This is a genomic window from Arthrobacter sp. FX8 (genome assembly GCF_026723805.1).
Classification (GTDB): domain Bacteria; phylum Actinomycetota; class Actinomycetes; order Actinomycetales; family Micrococcaceae; genus Arthrobacter.
This window is the reverse complement of sequence record NZ_CP113505.1, coordinates 4,506,771-4,528,975: the sequence shown is the minus strand read 5'-3', so window position 1 is coordinate 4,528,975 and position 22,205 is coordinate 4,506,771. Positions and strand designations below refer to the sequence as shown.

Genomic DNA, 22,205 nt, shown 5'->3' with positions numbered 1-22,205 from the left:
CGACAATTATGATCCTGCTCCAACGCCCATCCCCCAGGCAGCGCTGGGTTGGATGAAACCCGCAATAGGCACCCACTGTGCGTCCGTTTTGGGGATGCAGGCCATGCTCCGGTACCCTATTGAGGTTGGTGACGTGTCCGAGCGGCCGAAGGTGCAACACTCGAAATGTTGTTTGGTGTAAAAGCCAACGTGGGTTCAAATCCCACCGTCACCGCCATATAGGAAAAGGCCCTGGGCTCCCTTGTACATCAAGGAAACCAGGGCCTTTTGCTTTCCCCGGGCCATATGTCCTCAGCGGCCAAAGCGTCAGCGCGCGGGATCGATCATCGTCATGCCCGCGACCTTAACAGTGTCGAACTGCGGGAGCATGTCAGCGGCCTCGGTCAGCCCGATAACGCGTTCGATGAGCTTCTGCGGTTCCAGTGACCCCGACTCGATGAGGGCGAGCATCTGCGGGTAGTCGGCCGCAGCCATCCCGTGGCTTCCGAACACATCCAGTTCCCAGGCAATAACGCGCGCCATAGGCACGCGGGGGTGACCCTCTATGGGCGGGAGGAGGCCGATCTGGACGTGCCGTCCACGGCGACGAAGGCTCAGGAGCGCGTCGGCGCACGTCTGCTCACTACCGACAGCATCAATGGAGACCTGGGATCCTCCCGTGATCGCATGCACCTGTGCGGGGATGTCCGAGCCGTCCGCGACCAATACGTGGTCTGCGCCGAGGGAAGCGGCCACCTCCAGGGCGGCGGGGTTCCGGTCGACAGCCACAACCTTTCCGCCGAGCGCCTTCGCAACCATGACGGCGCTGAGCCCCACACCGCCTGCCCCGACGATGGTCACCCATTCATCGGCCGCAAGCCGGGCCCGGCCCGTGAGCGCCCGGTAGGCAGTGGCGAAGCGGCATCCCAGGCTGGCCGCTGCTTCGAAGCTGACCCCTTCGGGAATTGCCACGAGGTTGGTGTCGGCCGCATGGATCACAACTTGCTCGGCAAAGGAACCCCAATGGGTGAAGCCTGGCTGCTGCTGCTCCGGGCAGACCTGCGCGTTGCCGCCGAGGCACCATTCGCAGGCGCCGCAGCCTTCCACAAAGGGTGCGGTCACGCGGTCGCCAACCGTCCATCTGGTCACACCCGAACCAACCACGGCCACAACGCCGGCGAACTCATGGCCTGGAACGTGCGGCAGAGCGATGTCGTCGTGGCCTACCCATGCGTGCCAGTCACTGCGGCATAATCCGGTGGCCACGACGGTGATCACCACACCGCCGGCAGGCGCCTCCGGGGCGTCGACCTCGTGAACCGCCAGCGGCCCGGCAATGCTGTTCATGACAATCGCGCGCATAGTGTCCTCCAGGCATCGAATTCGTCCCGTCCTGTTCAGCCGGGAGTCCGGCGACATCTTCGCACGCGGCGATGGTGCATCGAAAACCCTCCCCTGTGTCCTGCCGCGAAGCCGCACATGCTGGCCAGCCACGGATGCTGCCGGGAGCATTGGCGTCACTGCCGGTCTCCGCAGGATTAGAGAATCCGCTGATACATCCGGTGGTCCTGCCACCTGCCGGCTATCCGGAGGTAGTCGGGGGCCGTGCCGTAGGCCACGAAGCCATTCTTTTCCAGCACTCTTTGCGACGCCGTGTTGTGCACCAGGGTTGCTGCCTCGAGTCGGTGAAGTCCCAATGCAGCCTGTGAAATATTGACGGCCGCCGCTACTGCCGCCGTCATAAGCCCTTTCCCTTGGGCTGTGCGGGAAATCCAGTAACCAACGTGCGCGTTCTGGAATGCGCCACGCACGATTGAGCTGAGGGTCAGCAGCCCGACGATACCGTCATGTTGTGCCAGCACCATGGGAAGTGCCGTGCCCGAATCGAGTTCAACAAGCCGCCGCTCAACCACGTCCCGCTGGCCCTGGACGGTGTAGAACTCCTCGGGCCGGACAGGCTCCCACGGGGCGAGATATGACCGGTTCTCCTGAAACGCCGCTGCCAGCGCCTCTGCGTCCGACGCCCGGACGGGACGGAGCACAACACCTTCGGCAATCACACAGGAAAAGTCCACTGCTTCACACTACGCCGAGCCCATATAGTCGCCCGCGTCCAGGACGGCGTCACTGCGGGGTCGGCAACGGCGGACGCCCCTGCGCTTCCGTCTCGACGCGCTTTTTGATGCCCAGGAGCATGGCGCGGTCCATGACCAGGTAGCCGGGCCGAAGAAGGAAGTCCGTCACACGAAGCCCGGCAGGGCGTCCCGGGCCCGTGCGCGTCCTAAGCAGCAGCCTGGTACCGGCAGCCCCGGCATCGTGGAGGACGAACTGCCAGGTTCCTGTCACCTTTTCGGGCGGGGCGCCAGGGCTTGAGTCCAGAACAAGGTGGCGGCCCTCCTCCAGCTCCACCACGCGCGGCCCGCGCCGGCCGCCCGGGTAACCTTCCGGCGTGAAGGCGATGATGTCCCCCACCTGCAGGTCCTGCCACTCCGGATGAATGCGGTCCGCGTTCGTGACACCCAGGTGCAGCAATCCGTTCTCCACCGCCGTGTAGGAATACAGCCCCGCCCGGTCCACACCCATTTGCACTATCCAGGGCCACACCTGGTCGGGACGGGCGGAGACAGTGACCGCCATGGTCTGGATGTCCTCGGGATCGGGAATCAATTCGTCCCCGGGAAGGGGCATTGTTCTTTCGGGCTCCGTGGTTCCCCATGTCCCCAGGGCACGCGGCACGAGGGCGTGCGTGAGAAACCCGGCAGCGGCCGCAGCACCAAGGAATCCGGAAAGCCGGCGACGGGAAGGGGTGGATGAATGATTCGTGCCTGTCTTCGGCCAAATGAAGGCCAGGACATTCGACGCCGTGCTGCTCATGGCACGCCTCCCTTTGGTTGAGGTGGTTCCGCGATGCCTTGCAGCCTACAAACCATCATCTGGGCGCCACAGAGTCCAAGGCCCCCTTGCGGCCGCCCTGCAACGACTGACGTCCCATTCAGGCAACTGCCTGGCAACCACCCATCACGAAGTCATCAGGCAGTGCGCCGAAGAACGTGGCGGTGTCCCGGAACCCAGGCCTGACCTTCCGGGCATGAAGGAGGCGCCACCGCTGTTGCGGCGCCTCCTTCTTCAGTACCTGCTCAAAGCCGGGTGTCGAACGACCCGCAAAATACGTTCTCGTTGAACGTTCCCTGGAACGCGGACTTGCCCTGGATCTTCTCTACCGCGGCACGGATGGCTTCCCGAGTCCCGGCATGCGCGTGGATTGCCGTCTTCACCATGGGCACGTCAATCAGGTGGTTCGGCTGGTTGAGGGACACGAACACCGTGGGCACCTCCGTGACGTACCACGGGATCTCGGCTGCCATCGGCGAGGACCACTTGATCCGGATGGCGGCCTCCTGGGCGAAGCCCTTGACGTTGGCAAAGACAAATGCGGCGTCGTACTTTTCCGCGTAGTCCCCGGTGGCTTCCTCGGAGATGACGGACATGAAGTTCACCCCGGTCTCCCCCGCCGCCTCGCGCTGTTCAGCCGTCCGGTACAAGAACACTTCGAAGCCGGCGGCCTCCAGTTCCTCCTTCACCACGTCCAGGTAGGCCAGCGGATCTGCCCGCGTGAAGTCGGCGCCGCCGGAAATGCCGTACAACCGGATCCGCGGATGAGTCCCGGGGGTGATGGGCAGGTTCCCTGCCGTGTCCTTGACCAGTGTGACGGTCTTGTCGGCGATCTCGGCCGCAATCGCCCGGTGCGGCTGACTGCCGATCACGGCCAGCGCCTCGGCCGGCGGCACCAACTGGTCAGCGGATTTCAGGTGCAGCCCCAAGGATGCCTTCAGTCCGAGGATCCGCCGCAGGGCGTCGTGCAGCCGCTGCTCGGTGATGACCCCGGACTTGTATCCGTCCAGCATGTACTGGAAGTCCTCGGCGGGGTTTCGGAAGAACAGGAACATGTCGCAGCCGGCCGCAATCGTTGCCGGAACCAGGTCCTTCCGCTTCATTGCCTGCGTCAGGCCCACCATCTGCGAGGCGTCGGTGAGGACCAGGCCATTGAAGCCCAGTTCGCCGCGCAGCAGGTCCTGCAGCAGTTCCGGGGACAACGTGGCCGGCAGGATCCCGGCATCAGGAAGACCCGGCCGGAAATGCCGCGAGACCTCCGGCGCCCCAATATGGCCCACCATGATGGACTGCACGCCGTGCGCAATCATCTCCCGGTACACGTGCCCGTAGGTCCGGTTCCATTCCTCGTACCCGAGGGTGTTGTAGGACGTGACCACATGCTGGTCCCGCTCGTCGATGCCGTCGCCCGGGAAGTGCTTCATGGCGCAGGCAGTGGGTGATTCGCTGATGCCGTCGAAGTACTCCTTGGCGCGCTCCACCACCACCTCCGGGGTATTGCCGAAGGACCGTGTGGAAATGACGGTGTTCCGCCAGTTGTAGTGGATGTCCACGATCGGCGCGAAGGCCCAATTGCAGCCCAGGGCAGCCGTCTCCACGCCTGCCACCTGCCCCATCTGCCGGGCGATGTTCCTGTCCGGGTGCGAGCCTGCCTGCAGGTGCGTGGATACGAACGTGCCGTCGTCGCAGCTGCCGGCCCCGCCCATCTCCGGGTTGGAGGCAATCAGCAAGGGAATCCGGGACTTGGACTGCGCGTAGCGGATATGTTCCTGGACGGCGGCGGACGGGCCGGGCCGGTACCGCATGCCGCCCACGTGGTAGTTTTCCAGCACCCCGTCGAGGTATCCGGGCGAGTAGTCGTTGTTGTGGTTGATGAACAGCTGCCCGATCTTTTCCTCGAGCGTCATGGCACCAATGGTGCCTTCCACCCAGGCGATCGCGCCGGCGTCGAGCATGAATGGCGCTGCCGCAAGGTCGACGTCGAACTGGCGCGGCCTGGTGCCCGCGGCCCCCTTGGCAGGAGGTACGACGGCGGCAATCCCCTTGAGTGCCTCCGCCACCACGTCCTGAACGGGTGCGGCGATGTCAACCACCACGCCGCGCTCGTCTTCCTGCAGAGGTTCCAGTGTGGCGAGTTGGGATTCCAGCAGCGCGGGAGGCATGAAGTGCCCGGTCCGTCCCTCGGTCCGCGCCTTCAGAACCTCCTTACTGCCGTCCAGGTGCAGGAAGACGGTGTCCGGGGCCTGTTCCCGGATGGCGTCCCGGTAGCTTCGGCGCAGGGCAGAACACGCCAGGACCAGCCCACCGTCGCCCGCAGCCGCCAGCTTGCTGCCCACCGTTGCGAGCCATGGCCAGCGGTCCTCGTCCGTCAGCGGTGTGCCCGCAGCCATTTTCGCGACGTTCTCCACGGGGTGGAGGGAATCGCCGTCAACGAACGGGACGCCCAGTTCGCGGGCGACGAGGTCACCGATGGTGGTCTTGCCGCAGCCGGAGACGCCCATGACGATAATGCGATGTTTGATCATTGTTTGGTCCTTGCCAGTCGTGGCGGTCTCACCAGTCGTGGACGGTGCCGTCGACGAGGCGGTTGTAGGGCAGGTAGGCCTGCTGGTAGGGGTAGGCCGCGGCGGCTTCTTCGTTGAATTCGACGCCGATGCCCGGTTTGTCGCCCGGGTGCAGGTACCCGTCCACGAACGTCATGGACTGCTCGAAGACCTCGTTGGTCTTGGCCGAGTGCTGCATGTACTCCTGGATCCCGTAGTTATGGATCGCCAACCCCACGTGCAGCTGCGCCGCGAAGCCCACCGGGGAAATATCGGTCGGACCGTGGAAACCGGACTTGATCTGGTACTGCGCCGCGAAATCCATCACCTTCTTCAACGGACTGATCCCACCGAAATGCGTGGACGCCGCCCGCACATAATCAATCAACTGCTCCTTGATCAGCGTCTGGAAGTCAAACACCGTATTGAAGATCTCCCCGATCGCCAACGGCGTGGTGGTGTGCTGCCGCACCAGGCGCAGCCCCTCCTGGTTCTCCGCCGGCGTGCAGTCCTCCAGCCAGAACAAGTCATACGGCTCCAGCGCCTTGCCCAGCTTCGCCGCCTGGATCGGCGTCATCCGGTGATGCCCGTCATGCAGCAACGGGATCTCCGGGCCGAACTCGTTCCGGACCGCCTCAAACACCGTGGGCAGGTGCCGCAGGTACGCCCGGGTATCCCAGTCCTCCTCCTGCGGGAACGCACCCCGCCCGGCCGGCTCATAGTCATACCGCTCCCCCGAAGCCTGCGCCTGCGCCGCAACGCCATACACGGCCTTGATCCCCGGGATCGCCGTCTGGATCCGGATCGACCTGTACCCCAACTCCAGATGCTCCCGCACCGAATCAAACAACGACTCAATATCCGCACCCGAAGCATGCCCATACGCCCGCAACCCGTTCCGCGACGCACCACCGAGCAACTGGTACACCGGCAACCCGGCCACCTTGCCCTTGATATCCCACAACGCCATATCCACCGCAGCGATCGCCGCCATCGTCACCGGACCCCGCCGCCAATACGCACTCCGGTACAGGAACTGCCACGTATCCTCAATCCGGTGCGGATCCTTGCCAATGAGCAACTGCGCCACATGTTCCTTCAGGTAGGCGGCCACAGCCAGCTCGCGGCCGTTCAGGGTGGCATCACCAATGCCCGTCACGCCCTCGTCCGTGGTGATCCGGAGGGTCACGAAGTTTCGGGTGGGGCTGGTAACGAACACTTCCGCGGCAATGATTTTCACAGCTGGTCCTTTCGGAGACGGTCGGTCGGAGGGGGCGTTGTGGCGGGAAGGAGTGTTTTCGGTGGTCAGTGGAGTTCCGCGTGGGTGGCGGCCTGCCGGCTTGTACCGGCGGCGGCTACAGCCTGGCGGGCTTTGATCTCGGCGACGATTTCCGCGTGGGCAGTGTCAGTGAGCCTGTAGAACTTCATGATGGCCATGCCCAGCCCACAGAGGACCAGGGGCACCAGTCCTGCGGCAAGCTGCAGCCCTTGGATGGTGGCCTCGCTTTGGCCGCTGTCCGACCGGACGTAGCCGGCGCTGGCAATGGCGTAGGCCATGACGGCTCCGCCCAGCGCCTGGCCCATCTTCCGGGTGAAGGAGAAGAGGGAGTACATGATGCCTTCGGTTCGGACACCCGTACGTGCTTCGCCGTACTCCACAGTGTCCGCCTCCAGTGCCCACACCACGATGTTCATCATCTGCACGCCCAGGAGGCTGATGACGAGCCCGGTGAAGGCCAGGTAGGTCAACGAGTGCGGGGCCAGCATGACCAACAGCGAACCGAGCACCACCAGGCCTCCGGCTGCCAGGTACAGGGCCTTCTTCCCCCAGCGCCGGACCATGGCCGGCGTGAGCACGATGACCACCACGGCCAGGACCACGTTGATGACGGCCATGGGCTGGGCAAGGCTGACATTCTGCAGCACGTCCCGCAGGTAGTAGACCTGGATGGTGGACAGCCCCGTGCTGGCGGTAAGCATCAGCAGGGATGAAATGCAGAGCATGAGCAGTGGACGGTTGCCCTTCAGGGTGGCCAGGGACTGCTTGAAGGTCACCTTGGGAACCTCGCGGTGGACCACTTCCCGGGTAGTGAAGACGGTCAGCAGGTAGAGCGCCAAGCCCACCACCACGAAGGCAATGGTCAGCGTGGTGAAGAGTGGCTGCAGCTGCGCGGCACCCTGTTTGGTGAGCGGCGTGATGAAGAACAGCAGGCCGGAACCCACAACGAGTGAACCGCAGGAGCGGGCAGCGCCCAGTTTGGCACGCTCCGCCGGCTGCTGCGTCATGGCGCCGGCCAGCGAGCCGTACGGGATATTGACCATGGAGTATGCCAGGCCCAGGCCGGCGTAGGTCAGGTAGGCATACGCAAGCTTGCCGTCATGGCTCCAGTCCGCCGGGACGGAGAAGGTCAGGGCACTCATGATCAGCAGGGGAAGGCCACCGAAGAGGATGAAGGGGCGGAACTTGCCCAGCTTCCTGTGGAAGGTGCGGTCAACGATCCGGCCCGCGAAGATGTCCGCAAAAGCATCAAAGACGCGCACCAGGAGGAAGAGGGTGCCTGCTGCCGCCGCTGAGATACCGGCGACGTCCGTGTAGTACAGCAGGAGGTAGGTGGTGGAGAGGGTGAATGCAAGATTGTTGGCAAGATCCCCCGCGCCATAGCCGAGGATGCTGAGCTTGGTCAGCCTGTTCATTCTGAGAGTCCTAACGCGTCATTGCGGTGGTGGCCAAGAGAAGAAGTGCGGGCCGCATGGGCGCGCCGGGTGTTGCTCCGGCAGTAATACTAACGAAACGGCAAACCCAGTGGCAACCGGTTGCCAAAAATTGCCATAATTTCGTTTCACACAAAAACTGCCCGGCACGCGCACGTGCCGGGCAGATCTGACTCATGATTATTCGGAAGCGGAACGCCCGGCAGCGGTGCCGCACAGGCTTTCCACCAGTCCCACCACACCGGCATCCCCTGCCAAGGCAGGGTCGACAACTGCCAGCAGCGCCTTGATTCGCTCAGTGCCTGGCAGCCGGTTGGCGGCTGTCACGGCCTGCTCCAGAGGGTCGTGGAACGGGGACGCGCTGGCACTGTAGTCCATCCATGCGGCAATCATCAGCGCCGCCGCGGCACCGGACCGTCCGGCGGCGCGTTCAGCCTGCAGCACCGGGACAGCGCGCATCCGAAGTTTGGTACTGCCGTCCATGGCAATCTGGGCCAGGTTATGGGCGATCCTCGCGTTGCTGAAACGGGCCAGGAGAGCCTGCCGGTACTCGGGTATCCGCAGGTCGGCGGGGCCGGCAAGGTTCGTTTCTGCTTCGTCCCAGAAAGCCTCCACTGCCCGCCTGCACCAGGGGTCGGCCAATGCCTCCGCGACGGTCGCATGGCCCCGCAACTGGCCCGCATAAGCCAGCAGTGAGTGTGCGCCGTTCAGCAGCCACAGTTTCCGGTTCTCGTAGGGTTCGATGTCCTGGACGAACAGGGCACCTGCGTCCTCCCATCGCGGGCGGCCCGCGGGGAAGTCCCCGCTGAGCACCCAGCTTGAAAAGGGTTCAGCCACCACCGGGGAATTGTCCACGTAACCGCAGGCTTCCCGGACGACGGCGAGGTCCCCTTCCGTGGTCCTGGGCGTGATCCGGTCCACGGATGTGCTCACGAAGCTGACATTGCCCGTGACCCACGCGGCGAATTCGGAATCCCAGGCCCCGGCAAACCCCGCCACTGCCTGCCGTGCCACCGTGCCGTTGTTGGACAGGTTGTCGCAGCAGACAATCGCGATCGGCCCGGAACCGGCTTCCCGGCGGGCGGCGAGCGCAAGCACCAGCCGTCCCAACGGCGTGGTGGGCCGTCCGCTGCCGGAACCCAGCAGCGCAAGGTCGGCGGCGACGTCGGGCGCCTTGGTGTCCAGCTTGCCGTCCGCACCCAACCCGTAGGCGGCCTCGGTGATGGTCAGCGTTACCAGGGCGGTCTCCGGTGCAGCCACGAGGGCGGCAAGCCGCTCGATGTCCGCACCGTCCAGGGCCTCCACGATGCTGCCCATGACAGTAAAGGAGTCGCCCTCGTCTGCGCGTTCCACCAGCGTGTAGAGACCATCCTGTTCAGCCAGGGCAAGGGCCGCATCCGGCCGGCGGCCAGTGAAGGCGGCGATCCCCCAGCCGGCGGAATCTGATGCCTGTTGGGTGTACCAGGCCTGGTGCGAGCGGTGGAAGGCGCCCAGCCCCAGGTGGACAATGCGGACCGGCGCCTTGGGCACCTGACGGAGCGTCCGGTTCAGCCGCGGAAGCTCCGCAGTGGGCGGCGTGGCCGACGGAGGGGACGTAAAGGGGGCACTCACAGCTTGAACACCCGGCGGGGTGAGGCGTCCACGATGTCCACGATCAGTTCGTGCGCCCGCTCTTCGGTGACCCGGTGCTCGGCCACGAGCCGCGCCAGGAAGGAGGCTTCGATCCGCCGGGCCGTGTCATGGCGGGCCGGGATGGAGCAAAAGGCCCGGGTGTCATCGATGAAGCCGGAGGACCGGGAGAAGCCCGCCGTCTCCGTCACGGCAGACCGGAAACGGAGCATGGCGTCCGGCGCATCCAGGAACCACCACGGCGCTCCCAGGTACACCGACGGGTAGAACCCGGCCAACGGGGCAAGTTCCCGGGAGAACACCGTCTCGTCGAGCGTGAAGAGGACCAGGTGGAAGTCCTTGGCGGTCCCGAAATCCTGCAGCAGGGGCCGGATGGCCTCGGTGTAGTTGACCGCCACAGGAATATCGTGGCCGGTATCCGCCCCGAACGCCTCGAACGTGGGGGCATGGTGGTTGCGGAAGGATCCGGGGTGGACGGTCATCACCAGGCCGTCCTCCACGGACATCCGCGCCATCTGGTAGATCATGTGCGCTTCGAAGGCTTCCCTGTCAGCTGCATCCGCCTGGCCGTTGCGCCCGCGCTCAAAAGCCGCTCCGCCTCGGCGTCGTCCAGCTTCAGGGTGGCAGGAGTGAAAACGCCGTGGTCGGCCGAGACGGCGCCCCGCTCCACGAAATGCCTGCGCCGGGCCTCAAGCGCCTTGATGTACCCGGCGTAACCCGAAGCGCCATCCCCCGCCGAAGCGATCAGGCGGTCCACGCTGTCCCGCCAGGCCGGGTGCGCCATGTTCAGGTACTGGTCGGGGCGGAAGGTGGGCAGGACACGCCCGGCAAAGGATGGGTCCGCGTGCAGCGCGGCGTGGCTGTCCAGTGAGTCCAGGGGATCATCCGTGGTGGCCAGCACCTCGATGTTGAATTCCTTGAACAGCTCGCGCGGCCGGAAGCCCGGCTCAGAGAGCTTGGCCTGCAGGGCGTCGTAAAGCCGGTCCGCGTTCTCCCGGGACGGTTCCTCCGCCAGGCCGAACACGTGGGCGAACTCCTGCCGGATCCAGTAACCGGATGCCGTTCCCTCAAAGGTGGGCCAGGCGGCACAGAAGTGGCGCCAGACCTCCCGTGACGCGGCGGGTTGGCTGCCCAGCCCCAGCTGGTCCATGGGCACCCCGCCGGCGTGGATCAGCCGGGTGACGTAGTGGTCCGGGGTGACCAGCAGGGCAGCCGGGTCCGGGAAAGGGGTATTCTGCTCGATGACCGCAGCGTCCACGTGCCCGTGCGGGGAGATGATGGGCAGCCCTTCCACAGTTGTGAACAGTGACCGTGCGATGCTCCGGACACCGGGATCAGCCGGCAGCAGCCGGTCGGGGTGTTCCGCAATCGGCGCTCCCACGGGTCATCGCCTCCCTGCGGGGACGGAAAGTCCCGCCAGCGCGGCCGCGGAGCGGAGGTAGTCAAGGTTATCTGCCGTCCGTTCAGCCAGCGGGAGTTCGGTGGAGAAGTCCTCCACCGTCACCCAGCCGTCATAGCCATGGGCCGCTAGTGCCTTGAAGTACTCCAGCACGCTGCCCTGGCCGGAACGCAGCGGGGCCCACTCGTTCCGGAAGATGGCGGCACCGGAGTCGTCGGTATTGCCGCTGTTGACCCAGACGGCGTTTTTGACGTGCACGTGGGCCAGGTAGTCGCCCAGGAGCTGGAACGCGGGGAGGTAGTCCTCCTGGCCTTCGATCAGCAGGTTGCCGAGGTCATGGATGACTCCCACGTGCCGCGGATCGAGTCCGTCCAGCAGCCGCAGCGCGGACGAGGCCGAAGCGGTGATGGTGCGGTGGTGCAGTTCCACGAGTGCCTTCACGCCGTGGTGGGCAGCCCGTTCGGCGATCCACTCGAAGTCACGGCGGGCACCGGCAAACAGCTCAGGGTACGGGGTACCGCTGGCCGGTTCGTTCCCCCAGACGGCCGTTCCCAACGGAGGGGTGGTCACCCGGACCTGCCCGGCGCCGAGCCTGGCAGTGGCGGCCAGCATCCGGTCAACGTCCGCATGGTTGTCGCACCGTGCATATCCCCCGATGCCGGAGAATTCCAGGCCCGCGCCGGATGTGAGGGCGGCAATCCGGTCCAGCTGGTCCTCCATGCCGGTGAGCGGGACGGTGGCCTTGTTGCCGGCCCAGAAGCCCGGCTCGGCAGCGTCGGCCTGGTCGGTGATCCGCCACTCAATGCCATCCCAGCCCTGCCGGGCCAGGTGCTGCACTGCTTCGTCGGGGGTCCATTCGGGGGTTGATGCGGTAAATACTGAAAACTTCATGGCTCAGGCGCTTTCTGCCGAAGTGCCGCCGGTGCGGACTTCGAGGTCGTTGTACTTGCCGGCCAGGACATCGTCGAAGAGGACGGGCTGGCCAAGCGTGGCCGAAACGTAGACGGAACGCACCGCGGCGAGTGCGTTGACGGCGTCGCTGACGGTGACGCCGGCCTGCCGCCCACCGGCGATGGCGCCCAGGATGTCCCGGTACTGCCGGACGTGGCCGGCCGGATACACGGTGGGGTCCGCGGCCTTGTAGTCCTCCTCGGGGTATTTGGCCAGTTCCTGTTCCGCCTGGTTGCCCCCGCCCTGAAGGCCCATGTCCGCGGACTCGCCGCCCGCGTCCTTGCTGTGGAAGTACTGCAGCCGGTCGTTGTCCACCACCGCCGAGCCCTCGGACCCCATGAGCTGGACGCGTACGGTCAGCCCCGGGTAGGCAGCGGTGGTGGCGTGCAGGACGGCCAGGCCGCCGTTTTCGAAGGTGATGGTGGCAACGGCGGTGTCTTCCACCTCGATGCGTTCGTGCGCAAGCCTGGCGGTGTGCGCATGGATCTCAACGGGGCGTCCCATGAACCACAGCAGCAGGTCCACCGTGTGGACGCCCTGGTTCATCAGCGCACCGCCGCCGTCCATGGCCCAGGTGCCGCGCCAGTCGCCGGAGTCGTAGTACCCCTGGCTGCGCCACCAAGCCACGGAAGCGATGGCGGACGTCAGCCGCCCGAAACGTCCTTTGGCCACAGCGTCGGCAACGGCGACGCTTGACTGGTCAAACCGGTGCTGGCTGATCACCGAGGCAACAATCCCCTTGCTGGCCGCTTCCTTGGCTGCGGCTTCGATTTCCTGGGCCCGGGTGAGGTCAACGTCGAGTGGCTTTTCGATCACCACGTGCTTACCGGCGGCCAGGACTTCCAGGCCCTGCTGGATGTGGAGGCCGCTGGGGGTGGCCAGGGACACAAGATCGATGTCCTCAGCCGCAAAGGCCTCCGCCTGCGTGCTGTACAGCGCCGGCCTCTGGCCGCCGCGCTGTTCGATAAAGTCCGCCAGGGCCTCGGCGGCGGCCGGGATGGCATCCACCAGTGCCACGATCCGTGCTTCCGGAAACGCCTCGAGGGCTACGGCGTGGGTGCGCCCGATGACGCCGCATCCGGTGATGGCTACGTTAAGGGTGCTCATGCGGTCTGGACTCCTGCTTCTGCGGTGACTTTTGCAAAGGCGCGTGCTGCGATGCCGAACGCGGTGGGGCCGGAGAAACCGCCCAGTCCGTGGGCACCGGCGAGGTGCGGCTCCAGGGAGGCGAAGCCCTGGTACCCGTCTGCCTTCAGGGCCTCCACGGTGCGGAGCACATCCCCGTCGCCTTCACCTGCCGGCACCACGTGGCCGTTTTCGAACAGTGCGTCCTTGACCTGCAGGTACTCAAGGTGCGGACGCAGTTTGGCGTATCCCTCATCGAAGGGCTTGACCCCCACCTGGACGAAGTTCGCGGCATCCCATGCCACCTTCAGCGCGGGCGAGTTGACCGTTTCGATGATGTCCAGGACGCGGTCTGGTACGTCGCCGAAAATGTCTTTCTCGTTCTCGTGCAGCAGGATCACGCCCGCTTCCTCAGCCAAATCGGCGAGCGCCCGCATGCGTTCGATGACGGCATCGCGGATGGACTCCACCTGTACGGACTCGCCGTAGTAGAAGGAGAAGATGCGGATGTACCTGGCGTCCAGGACCTTGGCGGCGTTGACCGCCCGGCGCAGCCGTTCCACTTCGTGCTCCACCGGCAGGCTGACGTCCACCTTGCCAATGGGGGAAGCGACGGCGGAGACCTTCATGCCCTTCTCCGCCAGCAGGGATGCCAGGGACTGGAGCTGTTCATTGCTCAGGTCCACGATGTTGGTGCCCCAGGCGCTGCGGACTTCAATGTGGTTGGCGCCGAGGGCCTGCAGCACTGCTATCTGGACCGCTGGGTCGTCGTCGATCTCGTCGCCGAAGCCTGACAGCTGCCACGTGACCTGGGTGGTCGAAACCATGGTTATTTAACTCCTCCGGCGGTGAGCCCGCCTACTAGGTAACGCTGGAAAATCAGGTAAAGAATGACCACAGGAGCGGCGCAAACCAATGCCGCCGCCATCATCTGGCCGTAGAACGGAATGGCGCCGCCTTCCTGCGAAGCACCAAAGATTTGGAGTGCGACGGCGGCCGTCTGGCTTTCCGGGCGGGTCATCACCGAGGCGAACAACACGTCATTCCAGCCCAGCAGGAAGGCGAAGATGCCCGAAACCACGATGCCGGGCCAGCTCAGCGGAAGGATGATCCGGAACAGGACGCCAAGGTGGGACGCGCCGTCGATCCGTGCTGCTTCTTCAAGTTCCTTGGGAAGCCCGCGAAGGTAGGTGACCATCACCCAGGTGGAGAACGGCATGGCGAAGGTGAGGTAGGTCACGAACAGGCCCCACTGGGTTCCGATCACCTGTATGCCGAGGTAGGTTGCCGCCGAGGAAAACAGGACGAAGACCGGCAGCACCATGAGGGTTCCGGGCACCGACTGCAGTGCCAGCAGCCCGCGGAGGATGGTCAGCCTGCCGCGGAAGCTGTAGCGGACCAGGACGAACGCAGTGGAGATGGACATCGCTGCGGAGACCACCGCGGTTGCTCCCGCCACCAGGACGCTGTTGGTGAGGCCGGTGGCCAGGCCAACGCTGGTCCAAATCTTCGAGTAGTTATCGAATGTGACTGAGGACGGCCAGAACTCGCCATTGGCCACCCCGATGTCCGAGTTCACCGAAGCCAGGAAGATGTACAGCACAGGGATCAGGACAAGTGCGCCGAGGAATACCAGGATGATGACCAGCAGGGGGCCCGGAAGGAGCCGGAGCACCTCATGTTGGCGGTGCGAGCCCGGACGGTCAACATCAACGGTTGACGCACTCCGCCGGGTGGCTGTCGTGGTGCTCATTTCTTCGCTCCTGGTGTTTCGGCGTCGTCAAGCTTGACGGCACGGAGGTAGACGAACAGCGGAATGGCGATCAGCACCAGGGAAATGAAGGCCATTGCGGCGCTGAGTCCAAAGCGGAAGCTCTGGAAGCTGGTGACGTAGGTCAGGATGGGGAGGACTTCGACGTCGGCCGGCGCAGGGACGCCGAACAGCACGAACGGGAGGGTGAAGTTGTTGATGTGGTGCAGCATCCCGATCAGGAAGGCCAGAGCCAGCGGGCCCTTCAAGTACGGGAACACCACGTACCGGAGCTTGTTCCACCACAGCGCACCGTCGAGTGCCGACGCTTCGTGCACCTCATGGTCCACCGACTGCAGGCCGGACAGGGCCAGCAGGTAGATGAACGGCCACGATGCCCAGATCTGGACCAGTACCAGCGTCCAAAAGGTCTGCGGGCCGTTGAGCCACAGCCCCACGTGGATCCCCACGGTGGCCAAGGCCTCGTCCACGATCCCGCCGGGCTGGAGCATGGTGCGCCAGACGGTGGCCACCACGAAGGATGGGAGGACGTACGGGATGAGGAAGACCGAGCGGATCACTGCCCGGCCCTTGAACGCGTTCTGCGTGGCCACCGCGGCGGCGATGCCCAGCGGCAGCGTCACCACCATGGCCAGCAGCGAGTAGCTGACACTGAGCCAGACGGCGTGCAGCAAGGGCGATGCCGTCACCGCTTCAACGAAGTTTTCGGCTCCGATGAGCGGCGCACTGATCCATTTCCGCAGGGTGTACTGGTCCAGGTTGAGGACGGACATGTAGATGCCCAGCAGCAGCGGGACCACGATGATGATGATCATCAGGACCCCACCCGGGATCAGCATCCAGAGCGGCCGGTTGCGTTCGCTCATTCCCTTGCGGCGCAGGCCGCCCTGGTGGCCGGGCTGTTGCCCGGCGTCGTGTGAATCGCGGGGCGCCCGGCCCGCGGCGGAATCCACCGCAGGCCGGACTTCATGAGAGGCGTCGGTTGACATCAGAACCTATCCTTTGGAGGCCCGGTCCAGGGAAGCCTGGCCCTTGTTCTGGGCGTCCTTGATCCTTTGTTCGAGTGCTGACTCGTCCACCTTGCCCGCGGCCAGGTCCGGGATCGACTGCACGGTGACGTTGAGGAGGCCGAGCTGGATATCGCCCCAGGCGCCAGTGAACGGTGTGGCCTTGGACTTGGCGGCGGCGTCAGCCACCGGCTTGAGCTTGGGGTCTGTCAGAGCGGCCAGGGCTTCGGCGTTTGCAGGCAGGTCGCCGAAGGTCTTCTGGTAGTTCAACTGCTCGTCCTTGGAAGTGATCAGTTTAATGTAGGAGAAGGCAAGGTCCTTCTGCTTGGAGTAATCAGCCACCACCAGGTTGTCGCCCGAGAGGATGCTGGCGGCCTCGCCATCGGACTTGGACTGCGTCTCGCCCGGTGCGACCGTGGGCATCAGGGCGTACTCGTACTTCCCGGCAACTGCGGACTTGTCCAGGGTGGGGATGGAGCTGGAAGTGGTCATCATCAGGTAGCCGGCCTTGCCGCTGGCGAAGGCCGCCACGGCGTTGCTGTTGCTCCAGCCGACGGAAGCAGGGTCAACGACCTTGTCCTGGGTCAACCAGCCGAAGTAGGTCTGGTAGGCCTTCTTGACGGTGGGGTCGTCCATCTTGAGCTTGTTACCATCGACCAAGGGGTTTCCGGCCTGGACGGACATGGCCCAGATGAACTTCCAGGGGTCATAGTTGTCCTTGTAGCCCGTGGCGATGCCATAGGTATCAGCCTTGGTCATCTTCTTGGCCTGGGCTGCGAGCTCGTCCCAGCTGGTTGCGGGCTTGTCAATGCCGGCCGCGGCGAGCAGGTCCTTGTTGTACGCCATCACGAACGGGCGGCTGACGAAGGGGATACCGGCCTGGTGGTCCTTGTCCGGGCCGGAAATACCGAGGGCAGCCTGGTTGAAGCGGTCCTTGCCGCCAACCTTCTTCCAGTCGTCATCCGAGAGGGTGACGAAGGCCTTGGTGGCATAGGCCGTGGGGGTGAAGGTCGTGCCGAGTCCGTAGACATCCGGCCCCTGGCCGGAGACCACGGAAGTCTGGATGCGGGTGAGCTCGTCGTTGGCCGAGGCGAAGGTTTCAAACTTCACGTCGGCCCCGGTTTCAGCCTTGAACTTGGCGGCAATATCGCTCTGCCACTGTTTCTGCTGCTCGGGGTATTGGCTGAGAACGCCAGTCAGGACGTTCAGCGTCTTGCCCGTCCCGTCCACTTTGCCGTCCGCATTCGTGGACCCTCCCCCGCCAGTCCCGGAACCCGAACCGCAACCGGTCAGGGCCAGTGCTGCAGCCGTAACAATCGCCGCAAGCCCAGTAGTCGATTTAAACCTCATTGTTTTTCTCCTCTAGGACACCCACATGGCCACATCCGTCCTGTGGCGGAAATCACTGCAGGCGACTCGAATGCCAGTCTAGGAAGGATGCAACAACTCCGGCAAGCGGTTGCCAAAAGTTGCCAAAAATGGTGGGATTAAGGCTACAGAGTCAGGGGCCTCGCCGGCGTTAATTGTCGACGGCGGTTCGTCCAGCCAGCGAGGAAAGGTCCAGCGTCATGGCTGATCTACCCGTCGAAGGCACCACACGTGGTGCGCTAGACCTTAACGCCAGTTCAAACCGGCCGCCCACCATCCGCGACGTGGCGGAACTGGCCGGAGTGGCCACCTCCACGGTGTCACGTGCCCTGTCGCGGCCGAACCGGGTCAATGCGAGGACCCGGCAGCGGATCGAAGAGGCAGCCGCGGAGCTGAACTACGTGCCGAGCTCCCAGGCGCGGGGACTCAGTTCGGGGCGCACCAACGCCGTGGCGGTGCTCGTGCCCGATATCACCAACCCGTTCTATTTCGACATCATCCGGGGCACGCAGCACCAGCTCAAGGCAGCCGGTTACACACAGCTGCTGGTGGACACTGAAGAATCCAACGAGGTGGAACTCGATGCATTGCACAAGATGCGCAAATCCGCCGACGGTTTCATTCTCGCTGCCTCCCGCCTGACGGACGCCCAGCTGGCGGAGGTCTCGCGGACGCAGCCCCTGGTCACCTTCAACCGCGCCTCCACCAGCGCTCCCACGGTCATGATCGATACGCCGTCGGCCATCATCCAGGCCCTGGAACACCTGGCCTCCCTGGGCCACCACAAGGTCTGCTACGTCGCCGGACCACCCACGTCGTGGTCAAACCAGATGCGGTGGAAGGTCTTCGAGGAGGACGCGAAACGGCGCGGTATGGAGGTCCACCGGATCGGGCCCTACACCCCGAAGACGACGTCGGGGGCTGCCGCGGCGGACGCGGCGGTCAGGACGGGTGCCACTGCCTGCATCGTCTTCAACGACCTGTTGGCCATCGGCATGCTCCAGCGCCTCCAGGCCCGCGGCATCCGCGTCCCGGAGGACATGAGCATCATCGGGTCCGATGACATCTTCGGCGCGGACTTCTGCAACCCGCCCCTGACCACCATTTCAAGTCCCATCGAGCAGGCCGGCCGGGTGGCGGTGTCCATGCTGCTGGCCCAGCTCAACCCGCTGGCGGGAAGAGCCGCCCGGCAGCTGGCGGTCATGCCCACCCACTTGACCATCCGGGAGTCCACAGGCCCTGCACGACTATAGGAAGGCGAGGCTCATTTCCCCCCGGACGTCCGCGGCGGGCGATGGCGTCAACGACTTCCTGCCTGGAATGGCCCCGCTGGCGCGGGTCCAGGTGGGGGCCGCTCCGGCGGGGGTACGACGGCGGCAGCCACCCGCCGTCGTACGCCCGCCCTGGAAAATCAGTGCTTAGGCTTCCACCAGCCTGGCCCCGGCCGGAACCCCGGCCGGAACCTCCGCGGGAACGCCCGGCTCACCGCGCCCGTACAGCCAGTCGTTGTACTGGAAGTTGTTGTCGCCGCGGCTCTTGAACAGCATGTTCCGCAGGATGCGTGCCACGCCGCCCACGTGCCAGGACTCGCCCCAGATCCGGGCGGTGCGCTGCACTCGGGCCGTCCGCGCGGCGCGGGCTTCGTTGAACTCGCGGAAGGCAGCTTCCCAGGCGTCGGCGTCGATGCCCTCGGGCGTGAAGACCTTTTCGCGGGCCACGTCCTGCAGGACTGCCGCGTCCTCCAGCGCCTGGCAGGCACCCTGGGCCAGGTACTGCAGCATCGGGTGGGCGGCGTCGCCGATGAGTGCCATGCGGCCGGAAACCCAGTTCTCGATGGGGTCGCGGTCGTACATGGGCCAGCGGATGCCGGTGGCCAGGTTCTTCAGGGCTTCCTGCACGGCGGGGACGCAGTCCTTATAGGCTGCCTCGAGCTCGTCCACGCCGCCGTACTGCTCTTCGCCGCGCTCGAAGGACGGGGACTTGAACACCGCCACGGTGTTGAGCAGCTGGCCCTTGCGCAGCGGGTACTGGACCAGGTGGCAGTCCGGTCCCAGGTAGACGATGACGTCCTCCAGGTCCGCGGCCGGGGTCTCCTCGGTGATGGGCACGGTTCCGCGGTACGCCACGTAGGCCGAATTCACCGGACCGTCATTGGCAACGGTGCCGCGCAAGGTGGACTTGAGCCCGTCCGCAGCCAGGATGGCGTCGGCTTCAAAGACCTCGCCCTTGGCGGCGTAAGCGCGGGCCCGGTCGCCGTCGGTTTCCACCTTCTGCACCAGGACGTCGTTCACCAGGGTGACGCCGGCTTCCTGGCAGGCTTCGAGCAGGATCCGGTGCAGGTCGCTGCGGTGGATGACGACGTAGGGGGCGCCGTAGCGCTCCTCGAACTCACCGCCCAGGGTCTGGCGGGTCAGCTCCTCGCCGGTGATGGCGTCGCGGAACACCAGGTGCTTGGGCTGGACGCCAATTTCCAGCGCCTTCTCCAGCAGGCCCCAGCGCTTCAGGACGCGGGATGCGTTGGGGGCCATCTGCAGGCCCGCACCCACTTCACCGAAGGCCGGTGCCACTTCAACCAGGGTGACGTCGGCGCCGTTTTCGCGAAGCGCCAGCGCTCCGGCAAGCCCGGCCATGCCGCCGCCCACCACGAGGACGTCGGTGGACGCTTTGACGTTAGACATTGGAAACTCCTACTGCTGTTGATTTCTTGATTTTGATGCCGACTGCTGCGAGCAGGACTGCTGCTGCGGCGGCTGCTCCGGCAAACGCCAGGAAGTTTGAGTTGACGCCCAGGCCCGCTGCGAGCAGGAGCCCGCCGGCCTGCGGTGCGGCCACTGCCCCGATGCGGCCCACGCCGAGTGCCCAGCCAAGGGCAGTACCGCGGAGGTGTGCCGGATAGTGGCTGGCCACGGCCGCGATAATCAGGCACTGGGTGCCGTGCGTTCCCACGCCGGCAAGCACCAGCATGAAATAGACGACGGCGACGGGCGGCCCGGACACCAGGACCACCAGGGCGACGGCGGCCACCGCCGCTGCCGCAATCGCAGTGGGAATGGGCCCGAACCTTGTGCCGGCCCAGGCGGTCAGTACCGAGCCAGCCACGGCGCCCAGGTTGAGCGCCAGCGCGAACGTCAGGGCGGAGCCAAGGTTGTACCCGGCCAGCTGCATCAGGTTGGGCAGCCAGGTGCCCAGCCCGTACCAGGCGAACAGGGTCACCAGGGTGCCGATGGCAAACAGCAGGCTGGTGCCGAGGTAAGGCGCCCGGAGCAGGGAGCCGAATCCCACGGACTCCTTCGCGGTGCTGCCGCCGGTTGTCTTGGGTGCCAGTGTTTCCGGCAGGTAGCGGAACCCCAGCGGGATCACTACCACCAGGGCGACGACGGCCACGAGGAACATGATGGGCCAGCCGAAGGCCGGAATCAGCGGAATGCCCACCAGCGCGGCGAGGGAGCCGCCGATGGGAACGCCGGACATCATCAGGGTGGCGATGGTTGACCGCCATTTTTCCGGCACGAGTTCGGCCACCAAAGCGTTGGCTGAGGGCACCAGGCCCCCAGTCCGATGCCGGCCAGCAGGCGGAGGCCGCCGAAGACCGGCGCATTGGGGGCAAAGGCGCAAAGGATGGTGAACGCGGAAAACACGATGGCGCAGCCGATGATGGTGCGCCGCCGGCCCCAGGTATCGGACATACGGCCGGCAAAGACCGCTCCAATCATCATGCCGACAAAGGCCATGGACCCGATGGTCCCGGCCGTGGCCTTGGTCAGGCCCCAGCCGGTGTCGCTGATGAGTGAGCCCTGGACGGTGCCGTAGACGATCAGGTCGTAGCCGTCGAAAACGACCAGCAGCCAGCACACCAGGACGGCAAGTACGGAACGCCGGGGGAACCCGGAGAGGCCTGCGCCCGAGGTGGGGGCGGCCGTGCGCTGCGGCGCTGCAGCGGAAGTTGTGTGATTCATCCCACCACTGTGCTGGTAGTCATACCAGCGCGCCCATATTATTCTGTCATGCAGAATCTTCCTGCCCGGCGGAAGCCCACCTACTCCATCGAAGCGGTGGATAACGCCCTGCAGCTCCTCCAGCTCCTGCGGGACGTCGGCAGCCTGCAGCTCAAGGACGCTGCGGCGGAGCTCGGCGTGGCGCCGTCCACGGCACACCGGCTCCTGGCCATGCTGGTGTACCGGGGCTTCGCGGTCCAGGATGAAACGCGCCGGTATGTGCCGGGCCCCGCGATGGGCGCGGGCCCGGCGGGCTTGAGCTGGACACGCCAGCTGCGGGACATCTCCCGGCCACACATGGAACTGCTGTGCGCACGCACCAACGAGACCGTCAACCTCATGATCCGGGTGGGCACCAAAGTCCGCTTTTTGGACACGGTGGAAAGCACCAACATCCTGCGCGTCGGGGACCGGCAGGGGACCCTGCTCCCCGCGCATAAAGCCTCGGGCGGGAAAGCCATCCTGGCGGAGCTCGATCCCGCCGTGCTGGAGCAGCTGTTCCGCAGCCCCAACGCGGAACTGGGCGGCGACTACATCCCGGACGCCGACTACCCCGCGTTCCTGCGCGAGCTTGAGTCCGTCCGCGCCAACGGATTTGCCGCCAACTTCGAGGGTACCGAGGAGGGCATCAGCGCCTTTGGGATGGCCCTGCACAACGGCAAGGGCATGGTGGTGGGCGCCCTGAGCGTGGCCACTCCCGTGGCACGGTTCCGGCCCCTGTTCGACGCCGGGCTGGTGGGCGTCATGATGGAGACCCGGCGCCAGCTGGAAATAGACATCGCGGCCAATCCGGCGGACGGGGCAGCCGGAAGCTGACCGGCAGGGCCGAAGGAA

The 22,205-nt window shown here is 65.4% G+C and carries 16 protein-coding genes, 1 tRNA gene and 2 pseudogenes; 3 read left to right on the top strand and 16 right to left on the bottom strand.

Translation table 11 applies throughout. The annotated features are described in order from the left end of the window. The first annotated feature begins 127 nt into the window (after positions 1–127). Positions 128–217 (top strand) — tRNA-Ser (locus OUO20_RS21340). Positions 218–306: 89 nt separating this feature from the next. Here OUO20_RS21340 and OUO20_RS21335 read toward each other — a convergent pair. The 14 genes and pseudogenes from OUO20_RS21335 to OUO20_RS21270 form a co-directional block, all read right to left on the bottom strand. Further along, positions 307–1,341, bottom strand: coding sequence for a zinc-binding dehydrogenase (locus OUO20_RS21335; protein ID WP_134165858.1), 1,035 nt, complete (start codon positions 1,339–1,341; stop codon positions 307–309). Between the two features lie 176 nt (positions 1,342–1,517). Continuing rightward, the gene (locus tag OUO20_RS21330; protein WP_056392116.1) at positions 1,518–2,054 is read right to left on the bottom strand and encodes a GNAT family N-acetyltransferase; all 537 of its coding nucleotides are present in this window, start codon (positions 2,052–2,054) and stop codon (positions 1,518–1,520) included. A 49-nt stretch (positions 2,055–2,103) separates the two neighbouring features. Continuing rightward, entirely contained in the window at positions 2,104–2,853 is a 750-nt protein-coding gene (locus OUO20_RS21325) for a hypothetical protein (protein ID WP_268002588.1), read from the bottom strand. 263 nt (positions 2,854–3,116) lie between these two features. Beyond that, positions 3,117–5,396: a gluconokinase, GntK/IdnK-type gene (locus tag OUO20_RS21320; protein ID WP_018772249.1), complete on the bottom strand. Its 2,280-nt coding sequence runs from the start codon at positions 5,394–5,396 to the stop codon at positions 3,117–3,119. 28 nt (positions 5,397–5,424) lie between these two features. Next, positions 5,425–6,654 carry a D-mannonate dehydratase ManD gene (gene manD / locus OUO20_RS21315; protein ID WP_268002478.1) on the bottom strand — a complete coding sequence of 410 codons (1,230 nt, stop codon included), beginning with the start codon at positions 6,652–6,654 and terminating at the stop codon, positions 5,425–5,427. A gap of 65 nt (positions 6,655–6,719) precedes the next feature. After that, positions 6,720–8,108 carry a glucuronide transporter gene (uidB, locus tag OUO20_RS21310; protein WP_268002587.1) on the bottom strand — a complete coding sequence of 463 codons (1,389 nt, stop codon included), beginning with the start codon at positions 8,106–8,108 and terminating at the stop codon, positions 6,720–6,722. A 198-nt stretch (positions 8,109–8,306) separates the two neighbouring features. Further along, complete coding sequence (locus tag OUO20_RS21305; protein WP_268003484.1) at positions 8,307–9,656, bottom strand: mannitol dehydrogenase family protein; 1,350 nt, start codon at positions 9,654–9,656, stop codon at positions 8,307–8,309. A gap of 77 nt (positions 9,657–9,733) precedes the next feature. Beyond that, positions 9,734–11,136 (bottom strand): annotated as a pseudogene (gene uxaC / locus OUO20_RS21300) (glucuronate isomerase). A gap of 3 nt (positions 11,137–11,139) precedes the next feature. Beyond that, a complete protein-coding gene (locus OUO20_RS21295; protein WP_018772182.1) occupies positions 11,140–12,045 on the bottom strand; it encodes a sugar phosphate isomerase/epimerase family protein in 906 nt (301 codons plus the stop codon). Between the two features lie 3 nt (positions 12,046–12,048). Beyond that, positions 12,049–13,212, bottom strand: coding sequence for a Gfo/Idh/MocA family protein (locus OUO20_RS21290; RefSeq protein WP_134165124.1), 1,164 nt, complete (start codon positions 13,210–13,212; stop codon positions 12,049–12,051). Then, the gene (locus OUO20_RS21285; protein ID WP_268002586.1) at positions 13,209–14,057 is read right to left on the bottom strand and encodes a sugar phosphate isomerase/epimerase family protein; all 849 of its coding nucleotides are present in this window, start codon (positions 14,055–14,057) and stop codon (positions 13,209–13,211) included. The genes OUO20_RS21290 and OUO20_RS21285 overlap by 4 nt, the downstream gene beginning before the upstream one ends. 2 nt (positions 14,058–14,059) lie before the next feature. Further along, positions 14,060–14,983 (bottom strand): carbohydrate ABC transporter permease, encoded by a 924-nt coding sequence (locus OUO20_RS21280; protein WP_018772179.1) that lies wholly within the window; start codon positions 14,981–14,983, stop codon positions 14,060–14,062. Then, positions 14,980–15,990, bottom strand: a complete 1,011-nt coding sequence (locus tag OUO20_RS21275) for a carbohydrate ABC transporter permease (RefSeq protein ID WP_018772178.1) — start codon at positions 15,988–15,990, stop codon at positions 14,980–14,982. The genes OUO20_RS21280 and OUO20_RS21275 overlap by 4 nt, the downstream gene beginning before the upstream one ends. Before the next feature lie 6 nt (positions 15,991–15,996). Further along, a complete protein-coding gene (locus tag OUO20_RS21270; protein ID WP_268002585.1) occupies positions 15,997–17,358 on the bottom strand; it encodes an ABC transporter substrate-binding protein in 1,362 nt (453 codons plus the stop codon). Between the two features lie 218 nt (positions 17,359–17,576). Here OUO20_RS21270 and OUO20_RS21265 point away from each other — a divergent pair, with 218 nt between their 5' ends. Further along, entirely contained in the window at positions 17,577–18,629 is a 1,053-nt protein-coding gene (locus tag OUO20_RS21265; protein ID WP_268002584.1) for a LacI family DNA-binding transcriptional regulator, read from the top strand. Positions 18,630–18,794: 165 nt separating this feature from the next. Here the strand turns inward: OUO20_RS21265 and OUO20_RS21260 are convergent, their stop codons facing one another. Both OUO20_RS21260 and OUO20_RS21255 read right to left on the bottom strand, forming a co-directional pair. Then, entirely contained in the window at positions 18,795–20,054 is a 1,260-nt protein-coding gene (locus OUO20_RS21260) for an FAD-dependent oxidoreductase (RefSeq protein ID WP_268002583.1), read from the bottom strand. Further along, positions 20,047–21,332: pseudogene (locus tag OUO20_RS21255) on the bottom strand (MFS transporter). The gene OUO20_RS21260 and the pseudogene OUO20_RS21255 overlap by 8 nt, the downstream one beginning before the upstream one ends. 48 nt (positions 21,333–21,380) lie before the next feature. Between OUO20_RS21255 and OUO20_RS21250 the strand changes: the two are divergent. Continuing rightward, the gene (locus tag OUO20_RS21250; RefSeq protein ID WP_268002582.1) at positions 21,381–22,187 is read left to right on the top strand and encodes an IclR family transcriptional regulator; all 807 of its coding nucleotides are present in this window, start codon (positions 21,381–21,383) and stop codon (positions 22,185–22,187) included. Positions 22,188–22,205 lie beyond the last annotated feature (18 nt).

What these genes read in the sequence shown, in the direction of transcription:
- OUO20_RS21335 (WP_134165858.1), bottom strand. Translation starts at nt 1,341, where the DNA reads ATGCGCGCGATTGTCATGAACAGCATTGCCGGGCCGCTGGCGGTTCAC.
- OUO20_RS21325 (WP_268002588.1), bottom strand. Translation starts at nt 2,853, where the DNA reads ATGAGCAGCACGGCGTCGAATGTCCTGGCCTTCATTTGGCCGAAGACA.
- OUO20_RS21320 (WP_018772249.1), bottom strand. Translation starts at nt 5,396, where the DNA reads ATGATCAAACATCGCATTATCGTCATGGGCGTCTCCGGCTGCGGCAAG.
- uidB (WP_268002587.1), bottom strand. Translation starts at nt 8,108, where the DNA reads ATGAACAGGCTGACCAAGCTCAGCATCCTCGGCTATGGCGCGGGGGAT.
- OUO20_RS21295 (WP_018772182.1), bottom strand. Translation starts at nt 12,045, where the DNA reads ATGAAGTTTTCAGTATTTACCGCATCAACCCCCGAATGGACCCCCGAC.
- OUO20_RS21290 (WP_134165124.1), bottom strand. Translation starts at nt 13,212, where the DNA reads ATGAGCACCCTTAACGTAGCCATCACCGGATGCGGCGTCATCGGGCGC.
- OUO20_RS21285 (WP_268002586.1), bottom strand. Translation starts at nt 14,057, where the DNA reads ATGGTTTCGACCACCCAGGTCACGTGGCAGCTGTCAGGCTTCGGCGAC.
- OUO20_RS21280 (WP_018772179.1), bottom strand. Translation starts at nt 14,983, where the DNA reads ATGAGCACCACGACAGCCACCCGGCGGAGTGCGTCAACCGTTGATGTT.
- OUO20_RS21275 (WP_018772178.1), bottom strand. Translation starts at nt 15,990, where the DNA reads ATGTCAACCGACGCCTCTCATGAAGTCCGGCCTGCGGTGGATTCCGCC.
- OUO20_RS21270 (WP_268002585.1), bottom strand. Translation starts at nt 17,358, where the DNA reads ATGAGGTTTAAATCGACTACTGGGCTTGCGGCGATTGTTACGGCTGCA.
- OUO20_RS21265 (WP_268002584.1), top strand. Translation starts at nt 17,577, where the DNA reads ATGGCTGATCTACCCGTCGAAGGCACCACACGTGGTGCGCTAGACCTT.
- OUO20_RS21260 (WP_268002583.1), bottom strand. Translation starts at nt 20,054, where the DNA reads ATGTCTAACGTCAAAGCGTCCACCGACGTCCTCGTGGTGGGCGGCGGC.
- OUO20_RS21250 (WP_268002582.1), top strand. Translation starts at nt 21,381, where the DNA reads ATGCAGAATCTTCCTGCCCGGCGGAAGCCCACCTACTCCATCGAAGCG.